Origin of the sequence: Pseudomonas sp. (assembly GCF_032058845.1) — a bacterium.
Taxonomy (GTDB): Bacteria; Pseudomonadota; Gammaproteobacteria; order Pseudomonadales; family Pseudomonadaceae; genus Aquipseudomonas.
The window spans coordinates 28,757-52,984 of record NZ_DAMCCR010000013.1 but is presented as its reverse complement, the minus strand read 5'-3'; the positions used below and the strand labels follow the sequence as shown (position 1 = coordinate 52,984).

The window sequence follows — 24,228 nt, the reverse complement described above, 5'->3', positions numbered from 1 at the left end:
ACGCTTTCATTCATCATAAGGAGTTGCCCCATGACCGATATCGTCAAAGTCAAAACCGGTTCCAAGTACGAAGAAATGGGCAGTTATTCCCGGCTGGTGGCCGTGGACAACTGGATCCATGTCTCCAATACCGCAGGCCGTCATCCGCAGACCAAGGAAATCTCCGACGACCTGATCGAGCAGACTCATCAGGTGTTCGCCAACATCGAAGCGGCGCTGGCTGCGGTCGATGCCACCCTGGCCGATGTGGTGTGCTCGCGGGTGTTCATTCAGAACCCGGCTGATGTTGCCCAGGTGATGGGTGTGGTGGGCGAGAAATTTCGCGGCATCGACCCGGCCAGTACGGTCACCTGTCCGCCGCTGGGTTCGACGGTGTACAAGGTCGAGCTCGAAGTGACCGCCTACCGCGGGGCCAGCGCTGCTCACGTCACGCGGATCGATCTGGGTCAGTAGGCCCAGCGCATCGCCTTTCCCTTTCTTCATCGAGTGTTCCGACATGGCCCCGACCATTGCGCCCGTGCGCACCGCGCAACAACTGCCCCGCGAGACCCAGGTGGTGATCATCGGGGGTGGCATCATCGGCCTTACGGCGGCGTTGGCCCTGAGCGAGCGCAATATCCCCGTGGTCGTGCTGGAAAAAGGCCGCATCGCCGGCGAGCAGTCGTCGCGCAACCTCGGCTGGGTGCGCAAGACCAACCGCCATGGCCACGACATCCCCCTGGCCCAGGCCGCCGACCGGCTCTGGGCCGGGATGGCCGAGCGGGTCGGTGCTGATGTCGGCTATCGCCAGGCCGGCATCATGTTCCTGGCGCGTAACGATGAGCAGATGGCCATGCACGAAGGCTGGATGCAGAGCGTGGCGGGGCTGAACCTGGATTCGCGGCTGCTCAGCCGCGCCGAGATCGAGCAACGTGTGCCAGGCGGTCGCGAGCCCTGGGCGGGGGCGATCTACACTGGCTCCGACGGGCGCGCCGAACCGACCCTGGCGGCCAGCGCCATCGCCACGGCGGCCATCGCCAAGGGCGCGGTGATCCTCGAGGGTTGCGCAGTGCGTGGGTTGGTCAAATCAGCCGGGCGGGTCAGCGGTGTGCTGACCGAGGCGGGCGAGGTGCGCTGCAGCCAGGTGCTGCTGGCCGGCGGAATGTGGTCGCGGCGTTTCCTCGGCAACGAGGGCGTGTCCTTGCCGACCCTGCCACTGATCTGTTCGGTGCTGCGTACAGCGCCCATGCAAGGGCCGACCGACATTGCCGTAGGCGCCCCGGACTTTTCCTTCCGCAAGCACATCAACGGCGGTTTCATCATCACCCAGCGCGGCGCGCTGGATGCGTCGCTGACCCTCGATCACTTCCTGCTGGCGCGCCAGTACCTGCCGGCACTGCGCACCCAGCGTAGTTTCCTGCGGGTCAATGTGGGCCGCGACCTGTTCACCGACCTGGCGCTGGCGCGGCGCTGGAAACCCGGTGACGTCACGCCCTTCGAGCGCGTGCGCGTCAAGGACCCGCACGCCAACCCGAAGCTCAACGAAGAAGCGCTGCGTAACCTGCGCGCGGCCTGGCCGGTGTTCGAGCAGGCCAAGGTCGAGCAGGCCTGGGCCGGCACCATCGACATCACCCCCGATTCGAATCCCGTGATCAGCGGCGTGTCGAAGATCCCCGGCCTGACCGTGGCTACGGGCTTTTCCGGGCATGGCTTCGGCACCTCGCCAGCGGCCGGGCAACTGGCGGCGGATCTGCTGTGCGGGACCACGCCGATCATCGACCCCGCACCGTATGACTTCGCGCGATTTGCCTGAGACACGGCAGGGCGAGACCTGGCTCGACCTGGCGTCATGGCCGGCGTTCAGCAACCAGCCAATCCACGGAGCACTGCTCTGATCGCGCCCGGTAGGGAGGCCAGAGCGTGTGCCGGAAACCTGACAGTGACAACGTGATCGTCGAGAAAAAGTGTTGTTGCGCTTCGGTCACGTCAGGTCACTTACAGCCAGTGCGGGGGCTCAGCGGCGCTTGCCCGGTCATGGCCTGTAGCAGGGTGCACGGGTGGTGCGGCCGCTATTAGCTACCACTGAGGCTCGCGCCGGACACCTAGAGTGGGCTCGCCACTTTCGGCCGACACTCAGGAATTGCACCATGACCCCGCTCTATCCGTACACTGACGCCGATGTCGATCAGGCGTTCGCTACCCTCAGCGAGACCTTGTTCAAGGTCACCCGCAATGCCGCCTGCGAGACCTGCCCGCCCAGCCCGACGATGCTGATCGTGGCGGGCGCGCAAGGCTCGGGGAAAACCTACCTGCTGGAAAATACCCTGCTCCCGAGTGGCCGTTACGGCAACTTCGTGCGTCTGTACTTGCCAAGCTTTCGCACGCTGCATCCGCATTACGCGGACATGCAGCACCTGGGCATCCTGCAGGTGTATGAGCACACCGAGGCGTTCGTCTGGGCGTTGGGCGGCAAGCTCTACAGCTATGCGCTCGAACAGCGCTACAACATCATCATGGAAACGGCGCTGGACAGCCCGGAATTCGCCAAGGTCCCCAAGGCAGCTGCAGAGCAGGGATACACCTTCGATGTCCACATGATTGGCTGCCAGAAGGAATTCAGCCATTGGGCCACCCTGGAGCGCGGGGTCAAGAGCCTCGAGCAGGACGCGCTCGAACGTTTTCTGCCGCTCTCCAGCATCGAAGCCTCACAGCTCAACGCCAGGGTCATCCTCGATGCGTTCGAAGACGCCTGTACCCTGGCGCTGGGATCGCAGATCACGCTGTACCATCGCGGCTTCGAAACGGGCCTGGAGAGCCGCCCGCTCTGCCACAGCACCTGCCGCAGGCCTGCGGAACTGGAACCGCAGGTCGACTACCGTGGTCAGCCCTTCAGCCGCTTGCCACAGATCAATCCGTCATTTTCGATTCGCCGCAACGCCATGGCCAACACAGCCTGTTCGTATCCGCAGTACGCCCAGGTGGTGCACGCCGGGATCATCGAGCCCACCCATCGGCAGCAGATGGTGCAAAGCTGCTGCAAGACCCTCGAGCGTGCGCAAGCACAAATGCCCAAGGTGCCTGCGCAGGTCTTCCGTGAGCTGACCCACTATGTACAGAAGTACGTCTACCCCTGATGGCACCGGCCGCCCCCGGAGGCGCCTACGCTTGCGCACCGCTCAGCGCTGGTGAAGGACCCGATCGACGCGAATCCGAATTTCTCTGAACACGCCCGTCCCGAACCCGGTCACAACCTCCACGTACTCCCTTGCACACGCGAACACAGAGGACTTGGACTATGACCACCACGGTAGGCGACTTCCTGATCGAGCGGCTCAGCCAGTGGGGCGTGACGCGCATCTTCGGCTATCCCGGCGATGGCATCAACGGTGTGTTCGGCGCCATGCGCCGGGCGCCGGGCAAGATCGAATTCATTCAGTGCCGGCACGAGGAAATGGCCGCGTTCATGGCCAGTGCCCATGCCAAGTTCACCGGCGAACTGGGGGTCTGCATCGCCACCTCAGGACCCGGTGCATCGCACCTGCTGACCGGCCTGTATGACGCGCGCATGGACCACATGCCGGTCCTGGCCATCGCCGGCCAGCAGGCGCGCACTGCGCTCGGCGGGCATTACCAGCAAGAGCTGGACCTGATGTCGATGTTCAAGGACGTGGCCGGAGCTTTCGTCCAGCAGGCTTCTGAAGTGTCGCAGGTACGCCACTTGCTCGACCGTGCGGTGCGCATTGCTGTGGGCGAGCGCCGCGTCACGGCGTTGATCCTGCCCAACGACTTGCAGGACCTGCCTTATGAGGAACCTGCCCGGGTCCACGGCACCGTGCATTCGGGCGTGGGCTACAGCCGGCCGAAGACCGTGCCTTACGAGGCGGACCTGGAGCGCGCTGCCCAGGTACTCAACGAGGGCAAGAAGGTTGCGATCCTGGTCGGCGCCGGTGCTTTGCAGGCGAGCGAACAGGTCCGCGCCATCGCTGAAAAACTCGGCGCAGGTGTCGCCAAGGCGTTGCTCGGCAAGGCGGTACTGCCCGATGACATCCCGTGGGTCACCGGCAGCATCGGCCTGCTCGGCACTGAGCCGAGCTACCAGATGATGGAGGAGTGCGACACCTTGCTGATGGTCGGTTCTGGCTTCCCCTATGCCGAATTCCTGCCCAAGGAAGGCCAGGCCAGAGGCGTGCAGATCGACATCAGCCCTGGCATGCTCAGCCTGCGCTATCCGATGGAGGTGTGCCTGAGCGGTGAGGCCGCCGATACCCTCGCGGCGCTCCTGCCCTTGCTCGAACGCAAGAGCGAGCGCAAGTGGCAGCAGAAGATCGAACGCTGGCGCGCAGCCTGGGACCGCAAGCTGGACAAGCGTGCGATGGTCAGCGCCGACCCGATCAACCCGCAGCGGGTGGTACATGAGCTGTCGGCGCAGTTGCCCGATGCCTCGATCATCACCAGCGATTCGGGCTCGTGCGCCAACTGGTTCGCCCGCGACCTGAAGATCCGCGAGGGCATGATGTGCTCGTTGTCTGGCGGTCTGGCTTCGATGGGCGCTGCAGTGCCGTATGCCATCGCCGCCAAGTTCGCCCACCCGGAGCGCCCGGTGATTGCGCTGGTGGGCGATGGCGCCATGCAGATGAACAACCTCGCCGAGCTGATCACCGTGGCCAAGTACTGGAAGCAGTGGGGCAACGGTCGCTGGATCTGCGCCGTGTTCAACAATGAAGACCTCAACCAGGTGACCTGGGAGCAGCGCGTCATGGAGGGTGATCCGAAGTTCTCGGCGTCCCAGGACATTCCCGATGTGCCGTATCACCTGTTTGCGATCTCCATCGGCCTGAAAGGCATCTTCGTCGACCGTGAGGAAGACGTCGCCGGCGCCTGGGAAAAGGCGCTGGCCAGCGATGTGCCTGTGCTGATCGAGTTCAAGACCGACCCTAACGTGGCGCCACTGCCCCCGCACATCAAGCTGGAGCAGGCGAAGAAATTCACCTCCTTCCTGCTCAAGGGCGATCCGAACGAGGTCGGCGTGATCAAACAGACCGCCAAGCAGATTCTGAGCAGCGTGCTGCCGGGCAAGAAGGAGTGATGACGCGTCGCACCCGGCGCATGTGATCGTACAACTGCTTGAGTTATGATGACGCCTATTTTTCGAGGTGGAAAAACAGGCCATGACAGAGCAGCAGGTACAGCCCAGAGCCCGGCGCAAGCCCCGCAGCCTGGCTCAGGAACTGGTCACGGTGCTGACTGAGCGCATTCGCAGCGGCCAGCTCAAGCGCGGCGACAAGTTGCCTACCGAATCGCAGATCATGAGCGAGGAGGGCGTCAGCCGCACGGTGGTGCGTGAGGCCATCTCCCGGTTGCAGGCGGCGGGGCAGGTCGAAACGCGCCATGGCATCGGCACTTTCGTGCTCAATGCCTCCTCCACCGGGGGGCTGCGCATCGACCCGGCAACGGTGGTGACCCTGCGCGAGGTGCTGGCCGTACTGGAGCTGCGCATCGCGCTGGAAGTCGAGTCTGCGGGCCTCGCCGCACAGCGGCGCAGCGCTGAAGAGTTGGCCGGCATGCGCGCGGCGCTGGACGAGCTCAACGAAGGTGCCGCGCATGCCACCGATGCGGTGTCGGCAGACTTCCAGTTCCACCTGCGTATCGCCCAGGCCAGTGGCAATCATTATTTCGCTGACATCATCGACCACCTGGGCACCAGCATCATTCCGCGTACCCGGGTCAATTCGGCGCGCCTGGCGCACGATGACCAGGGCCATTACATGGGGCGGCTGCGGCACGAGCACGAGGCCATCTACGAAGCAATTGCCCGACAGGACAGCGAAGGGGCGAAGATGGCCATGCGCATGCACCTGAGCAACAGCCGCGAGCGCTTGCGCCAGGTCCATGAACAGGCCGAAGCGCAGAAGGTGTGAGCGGTGTGGCCGTTTCAGTCCGCCAACCAGAGAAAAGCCCCGCGAGCGCGGTAATGCGGTTCAGCTAAGCGAAGTTGAATGGGTTGGGGCTGCCTTGCAGCCCATCGCGGCAGACCGGAGCGCCGAACCGGCCGCTCCCACAGGCTTGCGTAACACCTCTGTGGGAGCGGCTTCAGCCGCGATGGACCGCAAAGCGGGCCTATTCGCGCAAGTGAACAGCATTACCGCGAACGCGGGGCTTTGCCGTTCCAGGGCGCTCAGAGCGCCCCGTCGTTCCACTGGCCGTTGACCAGGCGACGCAGGCCGAGCGGGTTGGCGTCGCGCAGCGCTTCGGGCAGCAGCGCCTGCGGGTAGTTCTGGTAGCACACCGGGCGCAGGAAGCGGTCGATGGCCAGCGTCCCGACCGAGGTGCCCCGGGCATCCGAGGTGGCCGGGTAGGGCCCGCCATGAACCATCGCGTCGCACACCTCCACCCCGGTCGGGTAACCGTTGACCAGAATGCGGCCGACTTTCTCCTCCAGCAGCGGCACCAGCCAGGCGAAGGCCTCGAAGTCCTCCGGTTCGCCGATCAGGGTGGCGGTCAGTTGGCCGCGCAGGCCCAGCAGGGCGTTGCGCAGTTGCGCCGAGTCCTTCACCTCGACCGCCACCGTGGCGGGGCCGAACACCTCCTCCTGCAGCAGCGGGTCGGCTTCTACCAGCAGCCGAGCATCCGCTTTGAACAGCTGAGCGCGGGCCTGGTTGCCTTGCTGCGCCTGACCCGCCAGGTGCTCGATACCCGCGTGCGCCTGCAGGTGCTCCAGGCCGGCCACGTAGCTGCGCAAGCCTCCGGCATTGAGCAGGGTTTGCCCGGCCTGCTGCTCCAGGTGCTGGCCGAGGTCGCTGAGCAACTGGTTGAACTCGGACGATTGCAGGCCAATGAGCAGGCCCGGATTGGTGCAGAACTGACCGGCGCCCAGGCAGACGGAGCCGGCCAGTTCACGGGCAATGGCCTCGCCACGCGCGGCCAGCGCGCCGGGCAGCACGATCACCGGGTTGATGCTCGACATCTCGGCGAATACCGGGATCGGCTGCGGCCGCTCGGCGGCCATGCGGCACAAGGCGTCGCCACCCTTGAGCGAACCGGTAAAGCCCACGGCCTGGATGGCCGGGTGCTTGACCAGCGGCTCACCGACGCCCGCGCCGAACACCATGTTGAACACCCCCCGGGGCATGCCGGTGCGCTCGGCGGCACGCTGAATGGCGCAGCCGACCAGGTCAGCGGTGGCCATATGGCCGCTGTGCGCCTTGAACACCACCGGGCAACCGGCGGCCAGTGCTGCGGCGGTGTCGCCACCGGCTGTTGAAAAGGCCAGAGGGAAGTTGCTGGCGCCGAACACGGCAACGGGTCCGACGCCAATGCGTATCTGGCGCAGGTCTACGCGTGGCAACGGCTGGCGCTCGGGCAGGGCCAGGTCGATGCGCGCGCCGAGGCAGTCGCCACGGCGCAGGACGTCGGCGAACAGACGCATCTGGCCACTGGTGCGCCCCCGCTCGCCCTGGATACGGCCAGCCGGCAGTGCCGTCTCGCGGCAGACGATGGCGACGAAGGTGTCATCGAGTTCGTCCAGCTCGGCGGCAATGGCGTCGAGGAATTCGGCGCGGCGTGCGGGTCTCAGCGTGCGAAATTCGATGAACGCTGCCGCTGCCGCCTTGGCGGCCTGGTCGACTTCGCCGTCAGTGGCCTGGGCGAAGCTGTAGGGCAGGGCTTCGCCGCTGGTGGCGTCCAGGCTCTGCAGGCGTTGGGTGCCAGCGGCGCTGCGCTGGCCGGCGATGAAGTTGTGGCCGAGGATTTCTGGCATGGGGGTCTCCTAAGGTTCTGGTATCAAGGCATCAGGTGATCGGTGCCGGATTGAACAAGGTGATGTCGTTGTGCAGGCGATGCTGCTCGGCCCAGGTCTGTTTGCGACCGCTGGCGACGTCCAGGTAGTAATGGAACAGCTCCCAGCCCAGTTCCTCGATGCTCGAGCGGCCGCTGGCGATACGCCCGGCGTCGATATCGATCAGGTCCGGCCAGCGCTGGGCCAGCTCGGTCCGCGTACAGACCTTGACCACCGGCGCCATGGCCAGGCCATAGGGCGTACCACGGCCGGTGGTGAACACGTGCAGGTTCATGCCGGCGGCCAGTTGCAGCGTGCCGCAGACGAAGTCACTGGCAGGGGTGGCGCAGAAGATCAGGCCCTTGCCGGTCACGCGCTCGCCCGGGCCGAGCACGCCCTGAATGGCGCCGCTGCCGGACTTGACGATGGAGCCGAGGGATTTTTCCACGATGTTCGACAGACCGCCTTTCTTGTTGCCTGGGGTGGTGTTGGCGCTGCGGTCGGCGGCGCCTTGCTCCAGATAACGGTCGTACCAGTCCATCTCGCGCACCAGGGCATCGGCCACCTCCTGGTTTTCGGCGCGTGAGGTGAGCATGTAGATGGCATCGCGCACCTCCGTGACTTCCGAGAACAGCACGGTGGCGCCGGCACGGACCAGCAGGTCGGCGGCATAGCCGAGGGCTGGGTTGGCGGTGATGCCGGAAAAGGCGTCGCTGCCGCCGCACTGCATGCCCAGAATCAGCTCGCTGGCCGGCACGGATTCACGGCGGCGCTGGTCGAGCTTTTTCAAGCGCGTTTCGGCCAGCGCCATGATCTGTTCGATCATTTCCACGAAGCCCAGGCTGGCGTCTTGCAGCCGGTAAAGCCAGGGGTCGCTGAGGTCCACGGAGGGGTCGTCGTCATGCATGACCTGGCCGGCCTGGAGTTTTTCGCAGCCCAGGCTGATCACCAGCGCTTCACCGCCCAGGTTGGGGTTGCGCGCCAGGTTGCGCACGGTGCGGATCGGGATATAGGCGTCACGGGCGTTGATCGCCACGCCACAGCCGTAGCTGTGGGTGATGGCCACCACGTCATCGACGTTGGGGTATCTGGGCAGTAATTCGCTGCGGATGCGCTTGACCGCATGCTCCAGCACGCCGGTCACGCACTGCACGGTGGTGGTGATGCCGAGGATGTTGCGGGTGCCGACGGTGCCATCAGCGTTGCGGTAGCCGTCGAACGTGAACCCTTCCAGCGGCGGCAGGGGTTGTGGCACGGCATCGCAGCGCGGCAGGCTGTCCAGCGCTGGGGCGGCCGGCATGGCCAGCTGGCTTTCCTGCACCCAGCTGCCCTGGCGCAAGTCTTCCAGCGCATGGCCGATGACTTGCCCATAACGGCGTACCGGCTCACCCTTGGCGATCGCCACGGTGGCGACCTTGTGGCTTTGCGGCACGGCCTCGACCAGGGTCAGGCCGTCGGCGAACCGGGCGCCTTCTCCAAGGCCGCCGTCGTTGACGACGACCACGACGTTATCGGCGTCGTGCAGGCGCACGTAGTGTGGCGAGTCGGAATGTTCGATCAACTGCATGGTGGGCCCTACTTGTCAGGTTCTCAGGCTTTTTCTTGTCCATCCGCCCGCGCCAGACGCTCCGGCGCGGGCGTGTTCACTCAATGGCGCGAGCTTGCCAGCTCGCCGCGCTCGGCAGGCTCAGGCTGGGGCTTCGCGGCATCTTCGCGCAGTTCGATCCGCTTGATCGGGCCGACGATCACCAGGTAGCTGAACACCGCCACCAGCGCGTTGGCACCCACGTAGACCAGCGCCCACTTGAACGAGCCCGTGGCACTGATGATGTAGCCGATGACGATCGGCGTGGTGATCGACGCGATGTTGCCGAAGGTGTTGAACAGGCCGCCCGAGAGCCCGGCGATCTGTTTTGGCGAGGTGTCTGCCACCACTGCCCAGCCCAGCGCGCCAATGCCTTTGCCGAAGAACGCCAGGGTCATGAAACCGACCACCATCCATTCGGCGTCGACGTAGTTGCAGAACACCATGGTGGTCGACAGCAGCAGCCCGCAGACGATCGGCAGCTTGCGTGAGAAGGTCAGCGAGTTGCCGCGGCGCAGCAGCCAGTCCGAGATCACCCCACCCAGCACACCGCCGATGAAGCCGCAGATCGCCGGCAAGGAAGCGATGAAGCCGGCCTTGAGGATGGTCATGCCGCGCTCCTGCACCAGGTACACCGGAAACCAGGTGAGGAAGAAGTAGGTGATGGCGTTGATGCAGTACTGGCCCAGGTACACGCCCAGCAACATGCGGCTGGTCAGCAACTGCTTGATGTAGCCCCATTTCGGGCCATCGTTGCCGCGCTTCTGGTCCATATCGACCAGCCCGCCGTTCTGCTCGATGTGGTCGAGCTCGGCCTGGCTGATGCGCGGATGCTGCTTGGGGTTGTAGATGGTTTTCAGCCAGACCCCGGAGAAGATGATGCCCAGTACGCCCATCACCACGAACACATGCTCCCAGCCGAAGCTGAACACGATCCAGCCCATGATCGGGGCGAACAGGGCGGTGGCGAAGTACTGCGCTGAGTTGAAGATGGCCGAGGCCGTGCCGCGCTCCTGGGTCGGAAACCAGGCCGCGACGATCCGTGCATTGCCCGGGAACGACGGGGCTTCGGCGAAGCCCACCAGGAAACGCAGGGTGAACAGGGTCACGATGGCCCAGGCCACAGGCATGCCGCCTACGAAACCCTGCAACAGGGTGAACAGCGACCAGGTGAAGATGCTGAAGGCATAGACGTTCTTGGAGCCGAAACGATCGAGCAACCAGCCCCCCGGAATCTGACCCGCCACGTAGGCCCAGCCGAATGCCGAGAAGATGTAGCCGAGGGTCACGGCGTCGATGCCGAGGTCTTTCTGCAGGCTGGAGCCGGCGATGGCGATGGTGGCGCGGTCGGCGTAGTTGATCGTGGTCACCAGGAACAGCATGAACAGGATCAGGTAGCGCACATGCGTCTTTTTGCTCGCTTGCATGCTGGTTGTACTCCCACTAATTATTGTTGTGCGGGGTGATGAGCTGTAGCCGGAGTGTGACAGGCCCACTCCGGGCGCGGCCTCTGGCAGGCCGAGGCTGTGCTTATTGCGGTCCCATCTTGTCCATCAACGCAGCGAGCATTTCGTACTCTTCGCGGGTGAGGTCGGTGAGGGGCGTACGCACCGGGCCTGCGTCGTAACCGGCGATCCTGGCGCCCGCCTTGACGATGCTCACGGCGTAGCCGGCCTTGCGGTTGCGGATGTCCAGGTAGGGCAGGAAGAAATCATCGATCAGCTTGCCCACGGTGGCATGGTCGTCACGGGCCACGGCGTGATAGAAGTCCATGGCCGTTTTCGGCACGAAGTTGAACACCGCCGAAGAGTAGACCGGTACGCCCAGCGCCTTGTAGGCGGCAGCGTAGACTTCGGCGGTCGGCAAGCCGCCCAGGTAGCTGAAGCGATCGCCCAGACGACGGCGAATCGACACCATCTGCTCGATATCACCCAGGCCATCCTTGTAGCCGATCAGGTTGGGGCAGCGCTCGGCCAGCTGTTCCAGCAGGTCGGCGTTCAGGCGGCAGACGTTGCGGTTGTACACCACCACACCGATCTTCACCGATTTGCACACCGCTTCGACGTGGGCGGCGACGCCGTCCTGGCTGGCTTCGGTCAGGTAGTGCGGCAACAGCAACAGGCCCTTGGCGCCCAGGCGCTCGGCTTCCTGGGCGTACTCGATGGCCTGGCGGGTGGCGCCGCCGACCCCGGCGAGGATCGGCACCGAGGTAGCGCAGGTGTCTACCGCCGTCTTGATCACCGGGCTGTACTCGCTGGCAGCGAGCGAGAAGAACTCACCGGTGCCGCCAGCGGCGAACAGGGCGCTGGCACCGTAGGGGGCGAGCCACTCGAGGCGCTTGATGTAGCCCGCCTGATGGAAGTCGCCCTGGGCGTTGAAGTCGGTGACCGGGAAAGACAGCAGGCCGTGAGAGAGGATGGATTTCAGTTCTTGTGGGTTCATTGTGTTGAGCATCCTGTGGCGCTTGGGTGAAGGTGTCGCTTTTTGTGGAAGGTAAGTTATCGTACAACATAGTCGCTGGCTAGGCGTTTTGCCGAGAATTTTCCAAGCTGCTCAGGTGGTATTTGCTTTTTTTGGTAGGGATAGGCCCTTTAAGACCAGGATTTGGGCTCTAGTCGTATGATGACATTGATCAAAACAGCCACATCTGCGGTAGCCTCATCGCCCGCAGGCTGCTAGCCAGGACCAGCTTGGCGGGCGATGAACACAGCCTCAGCGGCAGTCGATATGGCGCTGCGAGCCTGACGCTCCACTCGCCGACACCACGGCCCTCCCTGTGGCAGCCCATTTCTGCCGGATGCCGCTCGCGACCCCGGATGGCTGTCGCTCCACGGCGATAGGCGAGCAGGGCAGGCCTCATCCCCTGTGTCGCCACAATGCCGCGATCGCTGGTGCCGCAAGGTACTGGCGCAGCATTTTCCAGGCACGGTTCCGGCGCGTTTCCACGTGCTGTCGAACACTTGCCTGGCGCTAGCTAGACACGTTCCGTAAGCTAACCGGCTACTTACATCCTCTGTCTAATTGCAGACACACGCATACCGAGAGTTGAACAATGTTGATTACAGCAAGGAGCCTGATGGCGCTGGTCACGGTGACCACCGCACCCTGGGCCGTGGCTCAGGCGTCGCAAGAACAGGGTTTCATCGAAGACAGCCACCTGAAGGTACTGGCCCGTAATCTGTACTGGGACCACAACACCAAAGGCAGCGATGGCGACCAGCGCGAATGGGGTCAGGGCCTGCGCTTGGACTACACCTCAGGCTTCACCCAAGGCACCGTTGGCTTGGGCCTGGACGTCAGTGGCTACTCGGCGTTCAAGCTTGACGGCGGCCGTGGCCGCGCCGGTGCGGGCGTGCTGGTACCAGACGGCGACGGCGCCAAAGATGCTGCAGGCTCCGGCGGTGGGGCCGTGAAGCTGCGCGTCTCGGCCACCGAGCTGCGCTATGGCAACAACCTGCGCCCGGACAACCCGGTATTCGCCCCGGCCGACACGCGCCTGCTGCCCGCGACCGCCACGGGTTTCTGGTTGACCAGTGCCGAACTGCAGGGCCTGGACCTGGAAGCGGCGCACCTGACTGCCGCCAAGGACTTCAACAGCACCAACAGCGACGACGACTTCTATGCCGCTTACGCCGGCGTCCCGAGTGACACGGTCGACTTCCTGGGCGGCAGCTACGCCGTCAACGACCGCCTGAACCTCAGTCTGTACACCTCGCGCTACAAGGACATCTGGCGCCAGACCTACGTCAACTCGCTGTACGCGCTGCCGCTGAGCGACACGCAGAGCCTGAGCTTCGATTTCAACCTGTACCGCACCGATGACGAGGGGCGCGCGCGTGCCGGCACGATCGATGTCACCGCCTGGTCGATGGCCGTGGCCTACACCCAGGGCGCACACACCTTCAAGCTGACCCATCAGCGCATCGACGGCGACCAGCCGTTCGACTACCTGGGCATGGGGCCGGGCACCTATCACGATTCGATCTACCTGGCCAACTCCTCGCAGCTGGTCGACTTCAACGGCCCGAACGAACGCTCATGGGGTGCGTTCTACGATCTCGACATGGCGTTCTACGGCGTGCCGGGGCTCACTTTCGAGGCACGCTACATCCGCGGCACCGGCGTCGACGGCAGCAAGGTCAGCGCGGGCAGCGTGTACGACTACTACGCCGACAGCGAGGACCACTGGGAGCGCGACCTGACCGTGCGCTACGTGGTCCAGAGCGGGCCGGCCAAGGACCTCTCGCTCAAGCTGCGCCAGGCCACCCACCGCATCGGCAATGGCAAGTCCAGTGGCTCGGCTGATCAGATACGCATGATCGTCGAGTACCCCATCGACGTGTTCTGAACCTCAGGCTGTGCAAGCAGCTGATGTCGGTCGACAGCCCCGCGTTCGGGGTGGCGAAGCCACCTCCCAGCACTGCCTGCTGCAGGGTTGAGCAGCGCCCTCAACGATGCCTCTGCTCGGTAGCGACCCGCAGCTGAATCCGCAGACATAGCTACCGCGCGTAGGGAAACGGGGCGCGCAGACTGGGTCTTTCCTAGCTCGAGAGGCTCCGTCATGTCTGACCATCTTGCCCCGACCACCAGCGTCGATAGGCTGATAGCGTATCGATTGCCTGGCTGGTTTCGATTGGCCCCGCCTGACCAGCGTGCAGCCCTGCGCGGGCATCTGCTTGCGCAGCAGCGCGCCCATGCCCGCGCCCAGCGGGTGCTCGACACCATCCCGGCGTTGCCTGAATTCGCCGAACCCCTGCTGGCCCCGGTACTGGCGCGTGAACTTGGGCACAGGCTGGATGTGCGTACCACCCAACTGGACCTGGTCGCGTACCTGCCAGAAGCCAGTGCCAGTCTTGGCCTGGCGCAGACCTTGAAGCGCCACGCCAGCCGGCAGAGCCTGTTGGCAGCAGCCCTGCATAACTTCGATCCCGGCGAGACCGAGGCGGCAGCGTTCTCGTCCGCGACTCGAATCGTCGACGCCGACTGTAAACCCATTGCCTTGGCACCTGAGCGCTTCGCGCAGCTCTGTCGGACACTCGACATCGGTGGGCAGTACCAGCAGCACATCAAGACGGTGCTCAGACCCGAGGACGGCACACTCAGCGCAGTCGAGCATACGCTGCGCGAGGCCTTTCGCACGACACTCGTCGCAGACGCCTGCCTGGCTCGCCTGCGTGGCGGTCTGGGCCAGGACAACTACCGCCGCCTGTTGGCGCTGGCAGCGCCTGTGCCCGTGGTACCGCCCGATACGTACGTGTGCAAGGCTCACGAAATACGCGTGCTGGGCAAGCCGATCAGGGGTGTTCTGGCAATCGAAGTGCGTGTCGATGCTTCGCCGGACGCCAAGCTCGAAGCCATCATTGCCTGGATACCCGGCGATCCGATCGCCCGTGTGTCAGTGCATGCCTCCTGGCGCGCGCTGTTCATCGCTTTGGCCGGACGCTTGGCGGTGCCTGGGTATGCGGGGTTCTTCACGCAATTGCTGGCGAGGGCCGAGCAACTGTCGTTCAGCCAGACCCTGGCGCGCCATTTGAGCGAGGGAAACGTTAGCGCACCGATCGAGATCGATGGCCGACACACGCCGATCAATGGCGACGTGTTCACTCATTTGCGCCTGCGCCAGGTAGAAGGTCTCCTGGCCGACGCCAAAGTACTGGCTGTGCCGACAGACGAGGAAGACCGCAAGGCGCGTGCCGCTCGACTGGAAGGCTATGTCAGCGCCGGGTTCGATCTGCTCGGGCTGGTCAGCCTGTTCGTACCTGGGCCGGGCGTGGCGTTGCTCGGTATCGCCGCCCTGCAATTGGCCCACGAAGTGTACGAGGGGTACGAGGATTGGCAGCAGGGGGATCGTGAAGCGGCGTTGGCGCACGTGTTCAACGTGGCCGAGGGTCTGGTGGGCAATGCTCTGCTGGCGGGTGCGCCTGTCGCTGTATTACGCCTGGCCCAGCGTACGCTCTTCGTGGATGGTCTGGCGCCCGTCGTGGGCTCGTCCGGCACGTTGCGCCTGCTTGATCCGACGCTGCCGGGCTATGCCGGTCGAGGGGACGAAGAGGTGGCGTCATCGCCTACTGTGCGTCATGTCGATACCCCGACGGGCAGGCTGCGTCTTGAGCGCGCGCACGAACAGGCTCACTGGCGAGTCGTGCATCCAAAGCGTCATGATGCCTATTCACCCGCTGTTGAGAGCAACCACAGGGGAGGGTGGCGGCATGCGCTGGAACAACCTCAGCACTGGAGTGAGGTCGGTGAACTGGTGCGTCGGCTCGACAGCGAAGCCGCCCAGGCCAGCGACGAGGCCGTACGCTGTGCGTTACGTGCCACTGGCATGAGCGAGGATCAACTGCGAGGCCTGCATGTGGAAGCCGCGCCTGCTCCGGCACGACTGCGTGATGCTCTGCAGCGGTACGACGTGCACTTCCAGTTCCCCGACCTGCAGGGCGAGGCGTTCGAAGCACAGGTCGCGATGCTTCAGCCTTCCGTACCGCCGCCTGCGCAGGTGCTCAGGCGCGACTTCCCAGGCCTGACCCCACGGTGTGCCAACGAGCTGGTCGAGCGTGCTACCCAGGCCCACGTGCAGCGCTTGATGGACGAGCAGCGCGTGCCGTTGGCGCTGGCCGAGCAGGCACGCTGGGCGCTGCACGATGCGCGCCTGGACCGTGCGTGCGCGGGATTGGTGCGCGTCCAGCTGGCCGGACTCGATACGGAAAAGCTGGCGTTGGGCTTCGTTGAAGCGGTGGCGCCTTGGCCGGACGAGGTGCGGATAGAAATTCGTCAGGACGCCCCGCAGGGTCCTTTGCTCGCCCAGTCGACTGCGGCGTTCGATGCCGAGGCGAGCGTGATCGTCAAGCAGCAGGGCCGGTATCGTTGTGTGGACGCCTCAGGTGCTCTTGTGCCGGGGAGCCGTCTGCAGGACACGCTGACCGAAGCGCTCTTGCTGAAGCTGGACGACTTGCAAAAACTGTTGCTGGGTCAGGCAGGCCTGAGCGCCTCGGCGCTGGGCGAGCGTCTTGCCGTGCTGGCGAATCGATCGCGTGGTGACGCGGCACGTATGCTTGGCATGACGACCAGGCGCCAGGCGTTCAGGCCGCCGTCGCGACTAGGTGATGGACGCGTAGGGTATCCGCTCAGCGGGCGCGGCGAGAGCAGCCAGCAGGCGTTCAGTCGGGGCCTGCGCCAGCTCTATCCGACGTTCTCGGCCGCCGATGTCGAAGGTTTTCTACAGCACCTGCGCGCGCGAGGCGTCGAGCCTTGGAACTACCTGCACGAACTGCATCAGCAGCTGGCGACCTTGCGTTCTGCGCTCGACACCTGGCAGGCCGAGCCTGGCGTGTCGCTTCAATCACTTCGACGGCGTGCGGTGGCCTCGCATATTCGACGCTGCTGGCGCCGCAAGCGTGGTGGTTTCGACGGTGCGCGGCTGATCATCGACGGCGAACGTGTTGGCTTGCTGCCTTCGCTGCCAGACAGTGTCGACTTCAGCCATGTGCAGGAGGTGGTGCTTCGCGACATGGCCCTGACCCAGGTGCCTGCCTCGTTCCTGAGTCGTTTCCCGAACGTGCGCCTGCTCGACATGCGCCATAACCAGCTGACAGCTTTGCCCGAGGGGATCGAAACGCTGGTGCAGCTTAGAGATCTTCGCCTGGGGCACAATCGAATCGTCTGGGATACCCAGAGCGATCAGCGGATCGCGGCGCTGGCCCGCCTGAGTCGGCTTGAGCTGGACAGCAATCCGCTAGGGGCTGTGCCCGAGCTGTCTGCATTGCGCGACCTGCGGGAGGTATCGTTGCGCGGGACTCTCGCTGCGGATGTGCCTGGCTGGGTGTGGCAACGGCCCTACGTGGAACGGGTCGATCTGCGAGACAACGTCATTGAACGGCTGCGCTCTTCGTGGTCAGAGTTTTCCCTGCGACGTCTGTTCGTGCACGACAACCCACTCGATGCAACCAGCATCAACCAGATCAACGAGGCCGCGCAGGGGGCGTCAGCCGCCTCTCAGGCTCGGGAAGGCGCCCACGCCCATGTGCCTGTCGACACTGTGGCGCGCGATCACTGGCTGGGCGAGCTGCGCGACGTGGAGCGTGACCGGCACCAGGCTGTCTGGGACAGGCTGGAGGCTGAGCCAGGGAGCAGCGACCTGCTGCGATTTTTCGCTGACTTGGCGGATTCGAACGAGTACCTGCGGCGCCCGAAACGGCTCCGTGCACGTGTATGGCGAATCCTGGATGCCTGTGAGAGCGATAGTCAGGTCAGAGAAGCCTTGTTTCAACAAGCCGCCGGCCCGCGTACCTGTGCCGACCGTGAGTTGCTTGTGCTCAGCCAGCTCGAGGTTGGCGTGCTGGTGGCTGAGGGCACACGGGACCAGGTTGGCGCCATGGCCACCCGGGCGTTGCTCAGGCTGGGGCGGTCGCTGTATCGACTCGACGAGGTGGATCGGCTGGCAGCAGGTCATATCGAAAGGCTGCGAGCCAGACCCTCTGACCATCCAGTGGACGACATCGAAGTGATCATGTCGTATCGGGTCTATCTATCCGGATCGCTGGGGTTGCCCGAGCAGCCAGACTACATGTATTTCGGTTCGTACAGCCCGGTCACCGCACCTGATATCAATCTTGCACGTACGACCATTCTGGCTGCCGAAACCCCTCGAGCGATCGCTGCATCACTGGTCCAGCGTGATTTCTGGGTAGACCATCTGCGCGAGCGCTTCGGGCATCTGATCGAAGAGATGAACGCGCCGTTTCATGTGAGTCTCGAAGGGCTTGAGGGCTGGAACACGCTGTTCGGCGAGCAGGCTTACCTGGACAAGGTCGAGCAACTGGCGGCCGAGCGACAGCGCGCAGAGCTTGAGCTGCTGCTGAGGCTGACGTTGGAGGAATTGGAAGCGGGACTGAGTTGATTCACACGAGGATTCCCTGGGGCCGCAAGCGGCCCCAGGGCCGTATCAGCGGCGACGGAACAGCGGCAGCGGCTCGTCCGTGGCGCCCTGGTAGGTCACCGAGAAGTCCTTGAGGCCTTCCAGCGCATCGACCGGGTCCTTGTCGGCACGCACGGCGAAGGCATCGAAACCGCAGCGGGCCATGTAGAACAGCTGATCGCGCAGAACGTCGCCAATGGCGCGCAGTTCGCCCTTGAACTGGTAGCGGTCACGCAGCAGGCGCGCGTTGGAGTAGTTGCGCCCGTCGGTGAAGGCCGGGAAGTTCAAGGCAATGACCTGGAACTGCGCCACGTCAGCACCGATTTCCTCGGCTTCCTCGTCGGCATCCAGCCACACACCGAGGCCGCCGTCGCGGGCTTTCAGGGCATGAGCGTGATCGCGCCACATCTGCAACGGCACGATGTAGTCGTCGCAGTTGGTCAGCTCGTCGAACGAGGTTTCCTTGGGCAGCAGGTGCCAGGTTTCGTCGATGATCTGGCCGTTCTTAATGATTCGCTGCATAGACGCGCTCCTTGAATGGGTCGATGCCGATCCGCTGGTAGGTATCGATGAAGCGCTCCTCTTCGTTGCGTTTTTCCACGTACACGTCAATCAGCTTGCCGATCACCTCGGCCATCTGGTCCTGCGCGAACGACGGGCCGAGGATCTTGCCCAGGCTGGCACCGCGCGCGGCATTGCCGCCAAGCGAGACCTGATAGAACTCTTCGCCTTTCTTGTCCACGCCCAGAATGCCGATGTGGCCGACATGGTGGTGACCACAGGCGTTCATGCAACCGGAAATGTTCAGGTCCAGCTCGCCGATGTCGAACAGGTAGTCCAGGTCATCGAAGCGGCGCTGGATCGACTCGGCGATCGGGATCGACTTGGCGTTGGCCAGCGAGCAGTAGTCGCCGCCCGGGCAGCAGATGATGTCGGTCAGCAGGCCGATGTTCGGTGTGGCAAAGCCGCCTTGACGCAGTTCTTCCCACAGCGCGTGCAGTTGGCGCTGCTCGACGTCGGCCAGAATGATGTTCTGCTCGTGGGAGGTGCGCAGGAAGCCGAAGCTGTAACGCTCGGCGAGGTCCGCCACGGCGTCGAGCTGCTTGTCGGTCAGGTCGCCTGGGGCAATGCCGGTGGGCTTGAGCGACAGGGTCACGGCCACGTAGCCCGGACGCTTGTGCGCGCGGGTATTGCGCGAGCGCCAGCGGGCGAAGCCTGGGAAGTCCTGGTCGAGGGCGCTGTAGTCGACGTTGTCCAGCGGCTGATACGCCGGGTCGACGAAGTGGCGCGACACGCGCTCGACTTCGGCTTCGGTCAAGGTGCTGCTGCCACCGCGCAGATGGAGCATTTCGGCCTCGACTTTCTCGGCGAACACCTCGGGGGTCAGCGCCTTGACCAGGATCTTGATCCGCGCCTTGTACTTGTTGTCACGGCGGCCGTAACGGTTGTACACGCGCAGAATGGCGTCGAGGTAGCTGATCAGGTCCTGCCAGGGCAGGAACTCGTTGATGAACGAACCGACCACCGGGGTACGCCCCAGGCCACCACCGACCAGTACACGGAAGCCCAGCTCGCCGGCGTCGTTATGCACAGGCTCCAGGCCGATGTCGTGCACTTCGATGGCGGCGCGGTCATCTTTCGAGCCGTTGATGGCGATCTTGAACTTGCGCGGCAGGTAGGCGAACTCGGGGTGGAAGGTGGTCCACTGACGGACGATCTCGCACCACGGACGCGGGTCTACCAGCTCGTCTGCCGCCACACCGGCGAACTGGTCGGTGGTGGTGTTGCGCAGGCAGTTGCCGCTGGTCTGGATCGCGTGCATCTGCACGGTGGCCAGCTCAGCGAGGATGTCCGGAATGTCTTCGAGTGCCGGCCAGTTGAACTGCACGTTCTGCCGGGTACTGATGTGGGCGTAGCCCTTGTCGTAGTCGCGGGCGATCTTGGCCAGGGTGCGAACCTGACCGGCGTTCAGCTGGCCATAGGGCACAGCGACGCGCAGCATCGGCGCGAAACGTTGAATGTACAGGCCGTTCTGCAGGCGCAGAGGGCGGAATTCTTCTTCGCTCAGCTCACCGGCCAGGTAACGGCGGGTCTGATCACGGAACTGCTTGACGCGGTCCTCGATGATTCGCTGATCGTATTCGTCATATACGTACATATAAGTCCTGTCTCAGGCTGCAGGCAGCTATTCGCGCGCACGGCCGCGCACTCCGTTTCGGAGCCGGGGGAAGATAGCAGGTTGCGTTTATGCGCTAAAGTGATGTTTTGGCATATACAAATAACCACTGGGCCTAATAAGACGCTGCGTTCTTTTATCTCCTGATCGCACCTGGATATACTCGCCGATTTGTCCAGTGGGAATCTATCCGAATGCTCAAGGCCATTGGCCTGTGTCTTGGCGTGCTGTTGTCGTGTACAGCGCAGGCCACGTCCGTGGTGTTTCTCAATCCCGGCAGCATCAAGGAAGATTTCTGGGGGCGCTATTCAACCTTCATGCAGGCCGCAGCCGATGAGCTGGGCATGCAGTTGCGCATCGAATATGGCCACCGTCAGCCGGCCCTGACGCTGCACCAGGCCAGGGCGTTGTTCGAGGCACAGGACAAACCCGACTACCTGATTCTGGTCAACGAACAATATATCGCCCCGCAAATACTGAGGCTGGCGCGCGGCAGTGGGGTCAAAATGTTCATGGTCAACAACGCCCTGACCCCCGCGCAACGCCTCGGCATCGATGCCCAGCCTGATACGTATTCGTCGGTCATTGGCACATTGACCATCAACGACGAGCAGGCGGGCTTTCAGATGTTGCATGCGCTGCTTGCGCAGTTACCCAGCAGCGAAGGCCCTATCGATCTGGTGGCGTTTTCCGCTGCGAGGAATACTCCGGCCTCCCAGCAGCGTGAAGAGGGCATGCGCCGCGCGCTGGCCGATTTTCCTCAGGTCCGGCTGCGCCAAGTGGTGTACGGCGGCTGGAGCCGCCATCGCGCGTATGAGCAGGCGCAGATTCTGGTCCAGCGCTATCCGCAGGCGCGTCTGGTGTGGTGCGCCAATGACGAGATGGCCTTTGGCGCCATGCAAGCGTTCGAAGAAGCCGGCCGCACGCCGGGCCGCGACGTTCTGTTCAGCGCGGTCAATGCCTCGCCCAAAGCCCTGCGAGCGCGTATCAGCGGGCGTTTGAGCGCGCTGGTGGGTGGCCAGGTCGCCGTGGGCGGCTGGGCCATGCTGATGTTGCATGACGATGCGCTGGGTCTGCCGGTCGACCGCGACGGCCTGCGCGAGCACAGCGTGCCCGCGCTGAGCCTGATCGGACCCGACGAAGCGCGTCAGTGGCTGGACGTGTTGCAGCACGCCAACCTCGGCATCAGCTTGCGGGCATTGAGTGCCCAAGGGCGCCCGGCAGGTTACCGCTATCCCTTTTTCGACGCGCCTGCAAGCCAGGCTGAGGTGTCTGAATAAGTCGCTCGAGCCGCTCGGCCCAAGCGTTAATTAGCCGCATGCTCGCGCAGGGAATTGATTCGATGGAGGCTCCCTTACCAAGGAGTTCACCATGCCCTCCCAGCACGTTTTTCCCGTCAGCGAGCTTAGCGTCATCGACGATGATCCGCTCATCGACCTGCATGTTTCAGGCCACGAGCCTCTACTGATGACAGCCGAAGAGCAGCGCGCTGCCAGCCTGGTGCGCCAGGCACTGGCGGCCATCGACAGCTTCTATGGCCAACTTGGCCCGGCGCAACGGGCGCGCATGGCCGCGCTGTATCAGATTCCCGCTACCAGCACCCAGGCGCTCAACGCCATCGTGCAACGCGCCCGCGCGCAGGTGCTGGGCGCGTTGACCCGCCTGGCTGGCCGAAGCGTCGACCTGGACGCCGTGCGCATCCACACGGCGCGCGCGCAGGGCGCCGATATCAGCGAGCCGCTGTGGCAGTGGCTGGCTCGCGGCACGCCGATTCAGCTGGCGCCACCGCGCCTGACACAGGACGCCAATGCCTTCGTCGAGCACAGCTGGCTGACCCTTGCCGGCCAGGCGCTGGCCCGGGACGACGGCCAGCCGCTCACGATCGATGACGTGATCAGCCTCGGTCGTGAGCTGGACATCGGTGCCACCATCGGCCAGCAATGCGACGCGTGGACGGCGCGCGACGATGTGCGCTCGACGCTTCGTCGCGAAGCCGATGCTCGCTTTGAACTGGCGCTGCTGAACGCCATGAAGGCCGGCCATGTCTCGGCGCAGCAGTACCAGCAGATCTGCGCCGTCGCCGGGTTGTCGCTGCCGGACGCGCTCAGCCACGGCTTCACCCAGGCACAGTCGGGCGCAGCGTTGCACTTCTTGCTGCGAATCGAGGGCCATGAGCTGCCGGCGGTGGTCATTCAGACCGGCGGGCAGACCTGTCTGGTTGCCGACACCTACCCCGAGGCGCGTCTGTTCATGGCCGATGCCGACCGTGACTTGACTGCGCTGCAGGTGTTCGGCGAAGCGTTTCGTGCCGACCTGTGGAATACCCGCGCGCAACGTGAGGGCTGGGCTTGGGCGCTGTTGTCGCCCGCTGCCCAGCAGGCGGTAGCTGCGCGTCTGCCGCAACCGTTACCTGCCGCGAATCACTACCCGCCCACTGTGCACTGGGTGCCCGGTGCCGGAGCGTATGTCAGCCGCGCCGACTACGATCGCCAGGCCAGCGATGTGCGCTTCACCGCGCCGTACCCGTTGCTGCGTCAGTCGGTGGCGCTTGCCTGGGCGCAGGCGCACACCCAGCTGATGGTTCGACGTATCAAGCAACGCTTCACGCCCAACGCCGACAGCAGCCTGGCCCACGCCCAGCGCATTGGCGCCCAATGGCTGACCACCGTGCTCGACGTGATCCTGATCGCCGTGCCGGGCGAGGTGCGCTTCCCAGGACGGGGGCTGTTGTTCAAGGCATTGTTCGCCAAGCAGCTGGCGGTCGACCTTCCCTTGAACCTGGTCCAGGCCAAATGGGCGCAGGTGGGCGAGACCCTGGTGGATTTCTTCGAGACCGTGCTGGAAATGCAGGCCTTCCGAAAGGCTGGAAAGCTGCACCGTTCACAGCTCGAACGTGTCGCCGGCATCTTGACCCCGGTGGGCGGCCATGGCCCGGTGCCCGATGTTCCCATGAACGCTGCGCAGCACCTGCGCCTGCTGCTGCCTGCCTCGCTACGGCACCTTGACGATGCGCTACTGGACACGCTGTTGCAGCGCGCAAGCGTCGACACGCCGGCGCTGATCGCCATGCACCAAGGCAAGGCCGACATGGACATGACACTGGTGGCGGCGCTCAGCGAAGCGCGCAATCGATACTGGGTGGAGCACGCACCGGCGTTGCTCGCCTCCGATGACTACACCCGCTTGCCTGAATCGGTCGAATGGGCCGTGCTGGCATGCCTGTCAGACGCGTTGCACCTGCGCATCAGTGTCTCCGATAGCCTCGGCATGCCGCTGCGTGAGTTCGTCGGTGGGGAGGGCGAGCGATCGACCGTCATGCTGGTGCGGCACGCGGGCTGGACGTACCGGACGGGCTCAGGCCCGGTCACTGATGCATTGGCCGACTCGCTGTTCGTGAAGATTCACAGGCAACGCCATCCCGACAGCCCTGCAGCTGAACACAGCCGACTGGCCCGCGACTTGCGCATCACCAGCGCCGAACAGTTGGCCACGGGGCAGGGGCCCTACCACCTGGCCCGGGCGTTGCACCATGGGCCGCGGCCGCGCGGTAGCGTGCCGGTCGATGAAGGGCGCTACCTTGCGGCGACCGTTGCCGGTGCGTCTGAGGTGCCGCCGGGCGGTCTGCGCGGCGCCGACGCCCGCGCCGTCAGTTTCGAGTGCGAGCAACGGGTGCCCAGGCCCGGCAGCCTGGCCAATCTCGGCAAGGCCAGGCACCAGGCGGACCTGGCGGCTCTGGCCGGCACTGCTGGAAAGGCCGGCCCGCAGACCCTCACCCACACCGCGCAAGCCCTGTATTGCCA

General features: G+C 64.5%; 15 protein-coding genes. 9 read left to right on the top strand and 6 right to left on the bottom strand.

The window, feature by feature from the left end:
• Window positions 1-30 precede the first annotated feature (30 nt).
• The 5 genes from RT028_RS04475 (at window position 31) to RT028_RS04455 (ending at window position 5,897) form a co-directional block, all read left to right on the top strand.
• Window positions 31-453 (top strand): RidA family protein, encoded by a 423-nt coding sequence (locus RT028_RS04475; protein ID WP_312932888.1) that lies wholly within the window; start codon window positions 31-33, stop codon window positions 451-453.
• Window positions 454-496: 43 nt separating this feature from the next.
• Entirely contained in the window at window positions 497-1,792 is a 1,296-nt protein-coding gene (locus tag RT028_RS04470) for an FAD-binding oxidoreductase (protein WP_312932886.1), read from the top strand.
• A gap of 334 nt (window positions 1,793-2,126) precedes the next feature.
• The gene (locus RT028_RS04465; RefSeq protein WP_312932884.1) at window positions 2,127-3,113 is read left to right on the top strand and encodes a zeta toxin family protein; all 987 of its coding nucleotides are present in this window, start codon (window positions 2,127-2,129) and stop codon (window positions 3,111-3,113) included.
• A 161-nt stretch (window positions 3,114-3,274) separates the two neighbouring features.
• On the top strand, window positions 3,275-5,065 hold the full coding sequence (locus tag RT028_RS04460) for a thiamine pyrophosphate-requiring protein (protein ID WP_312932882.1): 1,791 nt from the start codon (window positions 3,275-3,277) through the stop codon (window positions 5,063-5,065).
• 82 nt (window positions 5,066-5,147) lie between these two features.
• The gene (locus RT028_RS04455; RefSeq protein WP_312932881.1) at window positions 5,148-5,897 is read left to right on the top strand and encodes a FadR/GntR family transcriptional regulator; all 750 of its coding nucleotides are present in this window, start codon (window positions 5,148-5,150) and stop codon (window positions 5,895-5,897) included.
• A gap of 257 nt (window positions 5,898-6,154) precedes the next feature.
• Here the strand turns inward: RT028_RS04455 and RT028_RS04450 are convergent, their stop codons facing one another.
• From RT028_RS04450 to kdgD, 4 genes are all read right to left on the bottom strand, one after another.
• Entirely contained in the window at window positions 6,155-7,735 is a 1,581-nt protein-coding gene (locus RT028_RS04450) for an aldehyde dehydrogenase (NADP(+)) (protein ID WP_312932880.1), read from the bottom strand.
• A 31-nt stretch (window positions 7,736-7,766) separates the two neighbouring features.
• Window positions 7,767-9,320 carry a galactarate dehydratase gene (gene garD, locus RT028_RS04445; protein WP_312932879.1) on the bottom strand — a complete coding sequence of 518 codons (1,554 nt, stop codon included), beginning with the start codon at window positions 9,318-9,320 and terminating at the stop codon, window positions 7,767-7,769.
• 80 nt (window positions 9,321-9,400) lie between these two features.
• Window positions 9,401-10,765 (bottom strand): MFS transporter, encoded by a 1,365-nt coding sequence (locus tag RT028_RS04440; RefSeq protein WP_312932876.1) that lies wholly within the window; start codon window positions 10,763-10,765, stop codon window positions 9,401-9,403.
• 103 nt (window positions 10,766-10,868) lie between these two features.
• Window positions 10,869-11,780 carry a 5-dehydro-4-deoxyglucarate dehydratase gene (kdgD, locus tag RT028_RS04435; RefSeq protein ID WP_312932875.1) on the bottom strand — a complete coding sequence of 304 codons (912 nt, stop codon included), beginning with the start codon at window positions 11,778-11,780 and terminating at the stop codon, window positions 10,869-10,871.
• Window positions 11,781-12,390: 610 nt separating this feature from the next.
• Between kdgD and RT028_RS04430 the strand changes: the two genes are divergently transcribed.
• Window positions 12,391-13,686: an OprD family porin gene (locus RT028_RS04430; protein WP_312932874.1), complete on the top strand. Its 1,296-nt coding sequence runs from the start codon at window positions 12,391-12,393 to the stop codon at window positions 13,684-13,686.
• Between the two features lie 285 nt (window positions 13,687-13,971).
• Window positions 13,972-18,234, top strand: coding sequence for an NEL-type E3 ubiquitin ligase domain-containing protein (locus tag RT028_RS04425; RefSeq protein ID WP_312932872.1), 4,263 nt, complete (start codon window positions 13,972-13,974; stop codon window positions 18,232-18,234).
• Window positions 18,235-18,279: 45 nt separating this feature from the next.
• Here the strand turns inward: RT028_RS04425 and RT028_RS04420 are convergent, their stop codons facing one another.
• Both RT028_RS04420 and RT028_RS04415 read right to left on the bottom strand, forming a co-directional pair.
• Window positions 18,280-18,774: a DUF934 domain-containing protein gene (locus RT028_RS04420; protein ID WP_312932870.1), complete on the bottom strand. Its 495-nt coding sequence runs from the start codon at window positions 18,772-18,774 to the stop codon at window positions 18,280-18,282.
• Window positions 18,758-20,410, bottom strand: a complete 1,653-nt coding sequence (locus RT028_RS04415; RefSeq protein WP_312932868.1) for a nitrite/sulfite reductase — start codon at window positions 20,408-20,410, stop codon at window positions 18,758-18,760. Before RT028_RS04415 ends, RT028_RS04420 begins: the two co-directional genes overlap by 17 nt.
• A gap of 212 nt (window positions 20,411-20,622) precedes the next feature.
• On the opposite strand from RT028_RS04415, the gene RT028_RS04410 reads away from it, so the two are divergent.
• A complete protein-coding gene (locus RT028_RS04410; protein WP_312932866.1) occupies window positions 20,623-21,708 on the top strand; it encodes an ABC transporter substrate-binding protein in 1,086 nt (361 codons plus the stop codon).
• A 91-nt stretch (window positions 21,709-21,799) separates the two neighbouring features.
• Window positions 21,800-24,228, top strand: a 2,429-nt coding sequence (locus tag RT028_RS04405; protein ID WP_312932864.1) for a hypothetical protein, incomplete at its 3' end; no start/stop codon positions are given.

Bases quoted from the DNA above. Each gene is read 5' to 3' on its own strand.
- RT028_RS04415 (WP_312932868.1), bottom strand. From the start codon at position 20,410: ATGTACGTATATGACGAATACGATCAGCGAATCATCGAGGACCGCGTC.
- RT028_RS04440 (WP_312932876.1), bottom strand. From the start codon at position 10,765: ATGCAAGCGAGCAAAAAGACGCATGTGCGCTACCTGATCCTGTTCATG.
- RT028_RS04410 (WP_312932866.1), top strand. From the start codon at position 20,623: ATGCTCAAGGCCATTGGCCTGTGTCTTGGCGTGCTGTTGTCGTGTACA.
- kdgD (WP_312932875.1), bottom strand. From the start codon at position 11,780: ATGAACCCACAAGAACTGAAATCCATCCTCTCTCACGGCCTGCTGTCT.
- RT028_RS04430 (WP_312932874.1), top strand. From the start codon at position 12,391: ATGTTGATTACAGCAAGGAGCCTGATGGCGCTGGTCACGGTGACCACC.
- RT028_RS04475 (WP_312932888.1), top strand. From the start codon at position 31: ATGACCGATATCGTCAAAGTCAAAACCGGTTCCAAGTACGAAGAAATG.
- RT028_RS04455 (WP_312932881.1), top strand. From the start codon at position 5,148: ATGACAGAGCAGCAGGTACAGCCCAGAGCCCGGCGCAAGCCCCGCAGC.
- RT028_RS04420 (WP_312932870.1), bottom strand. From the start codon at position 18,774: ATGCAGCGAATCATTAAGAACGGCCAGATCATCGACGAAACCTGGCAC.
- RT028_RS04450 (WP_312932880.1), bottom strand. From the start codon at position 7,735: ATGCCAGAAATCCTCGGCCACAACTTCATCGCCGGCCAGCGCAGCGCC.
- garD (WP_312932879.1), bottom strand. From the start codon at position 9,320: ATGCAGTTGATCGAACATTCCGACTCGCCACACTACGTGCGCCTGCAC.
- RT028_RS04460 (WP_312932882.1), top strand. From the start codon at position 3,275: ATGACCACCACGGTAGGCGACTTCCTGATCGAGCGGCTCAGCCAGTGG.
- RT028_RS04465 (WP_312932884.1), top strand. From the start codon at position 2,127: ATGACCCCGCTCTATCCGTACACTGACGCCGATGTCGATCAGGCGTTC.
- RT028_RS04470 (WP_312932886.1), top strand. From the start codon at position 497: ATGGCCCCGACCATTGCGCCCGTGCGCACCGCGCAACAACTGCCCCGC.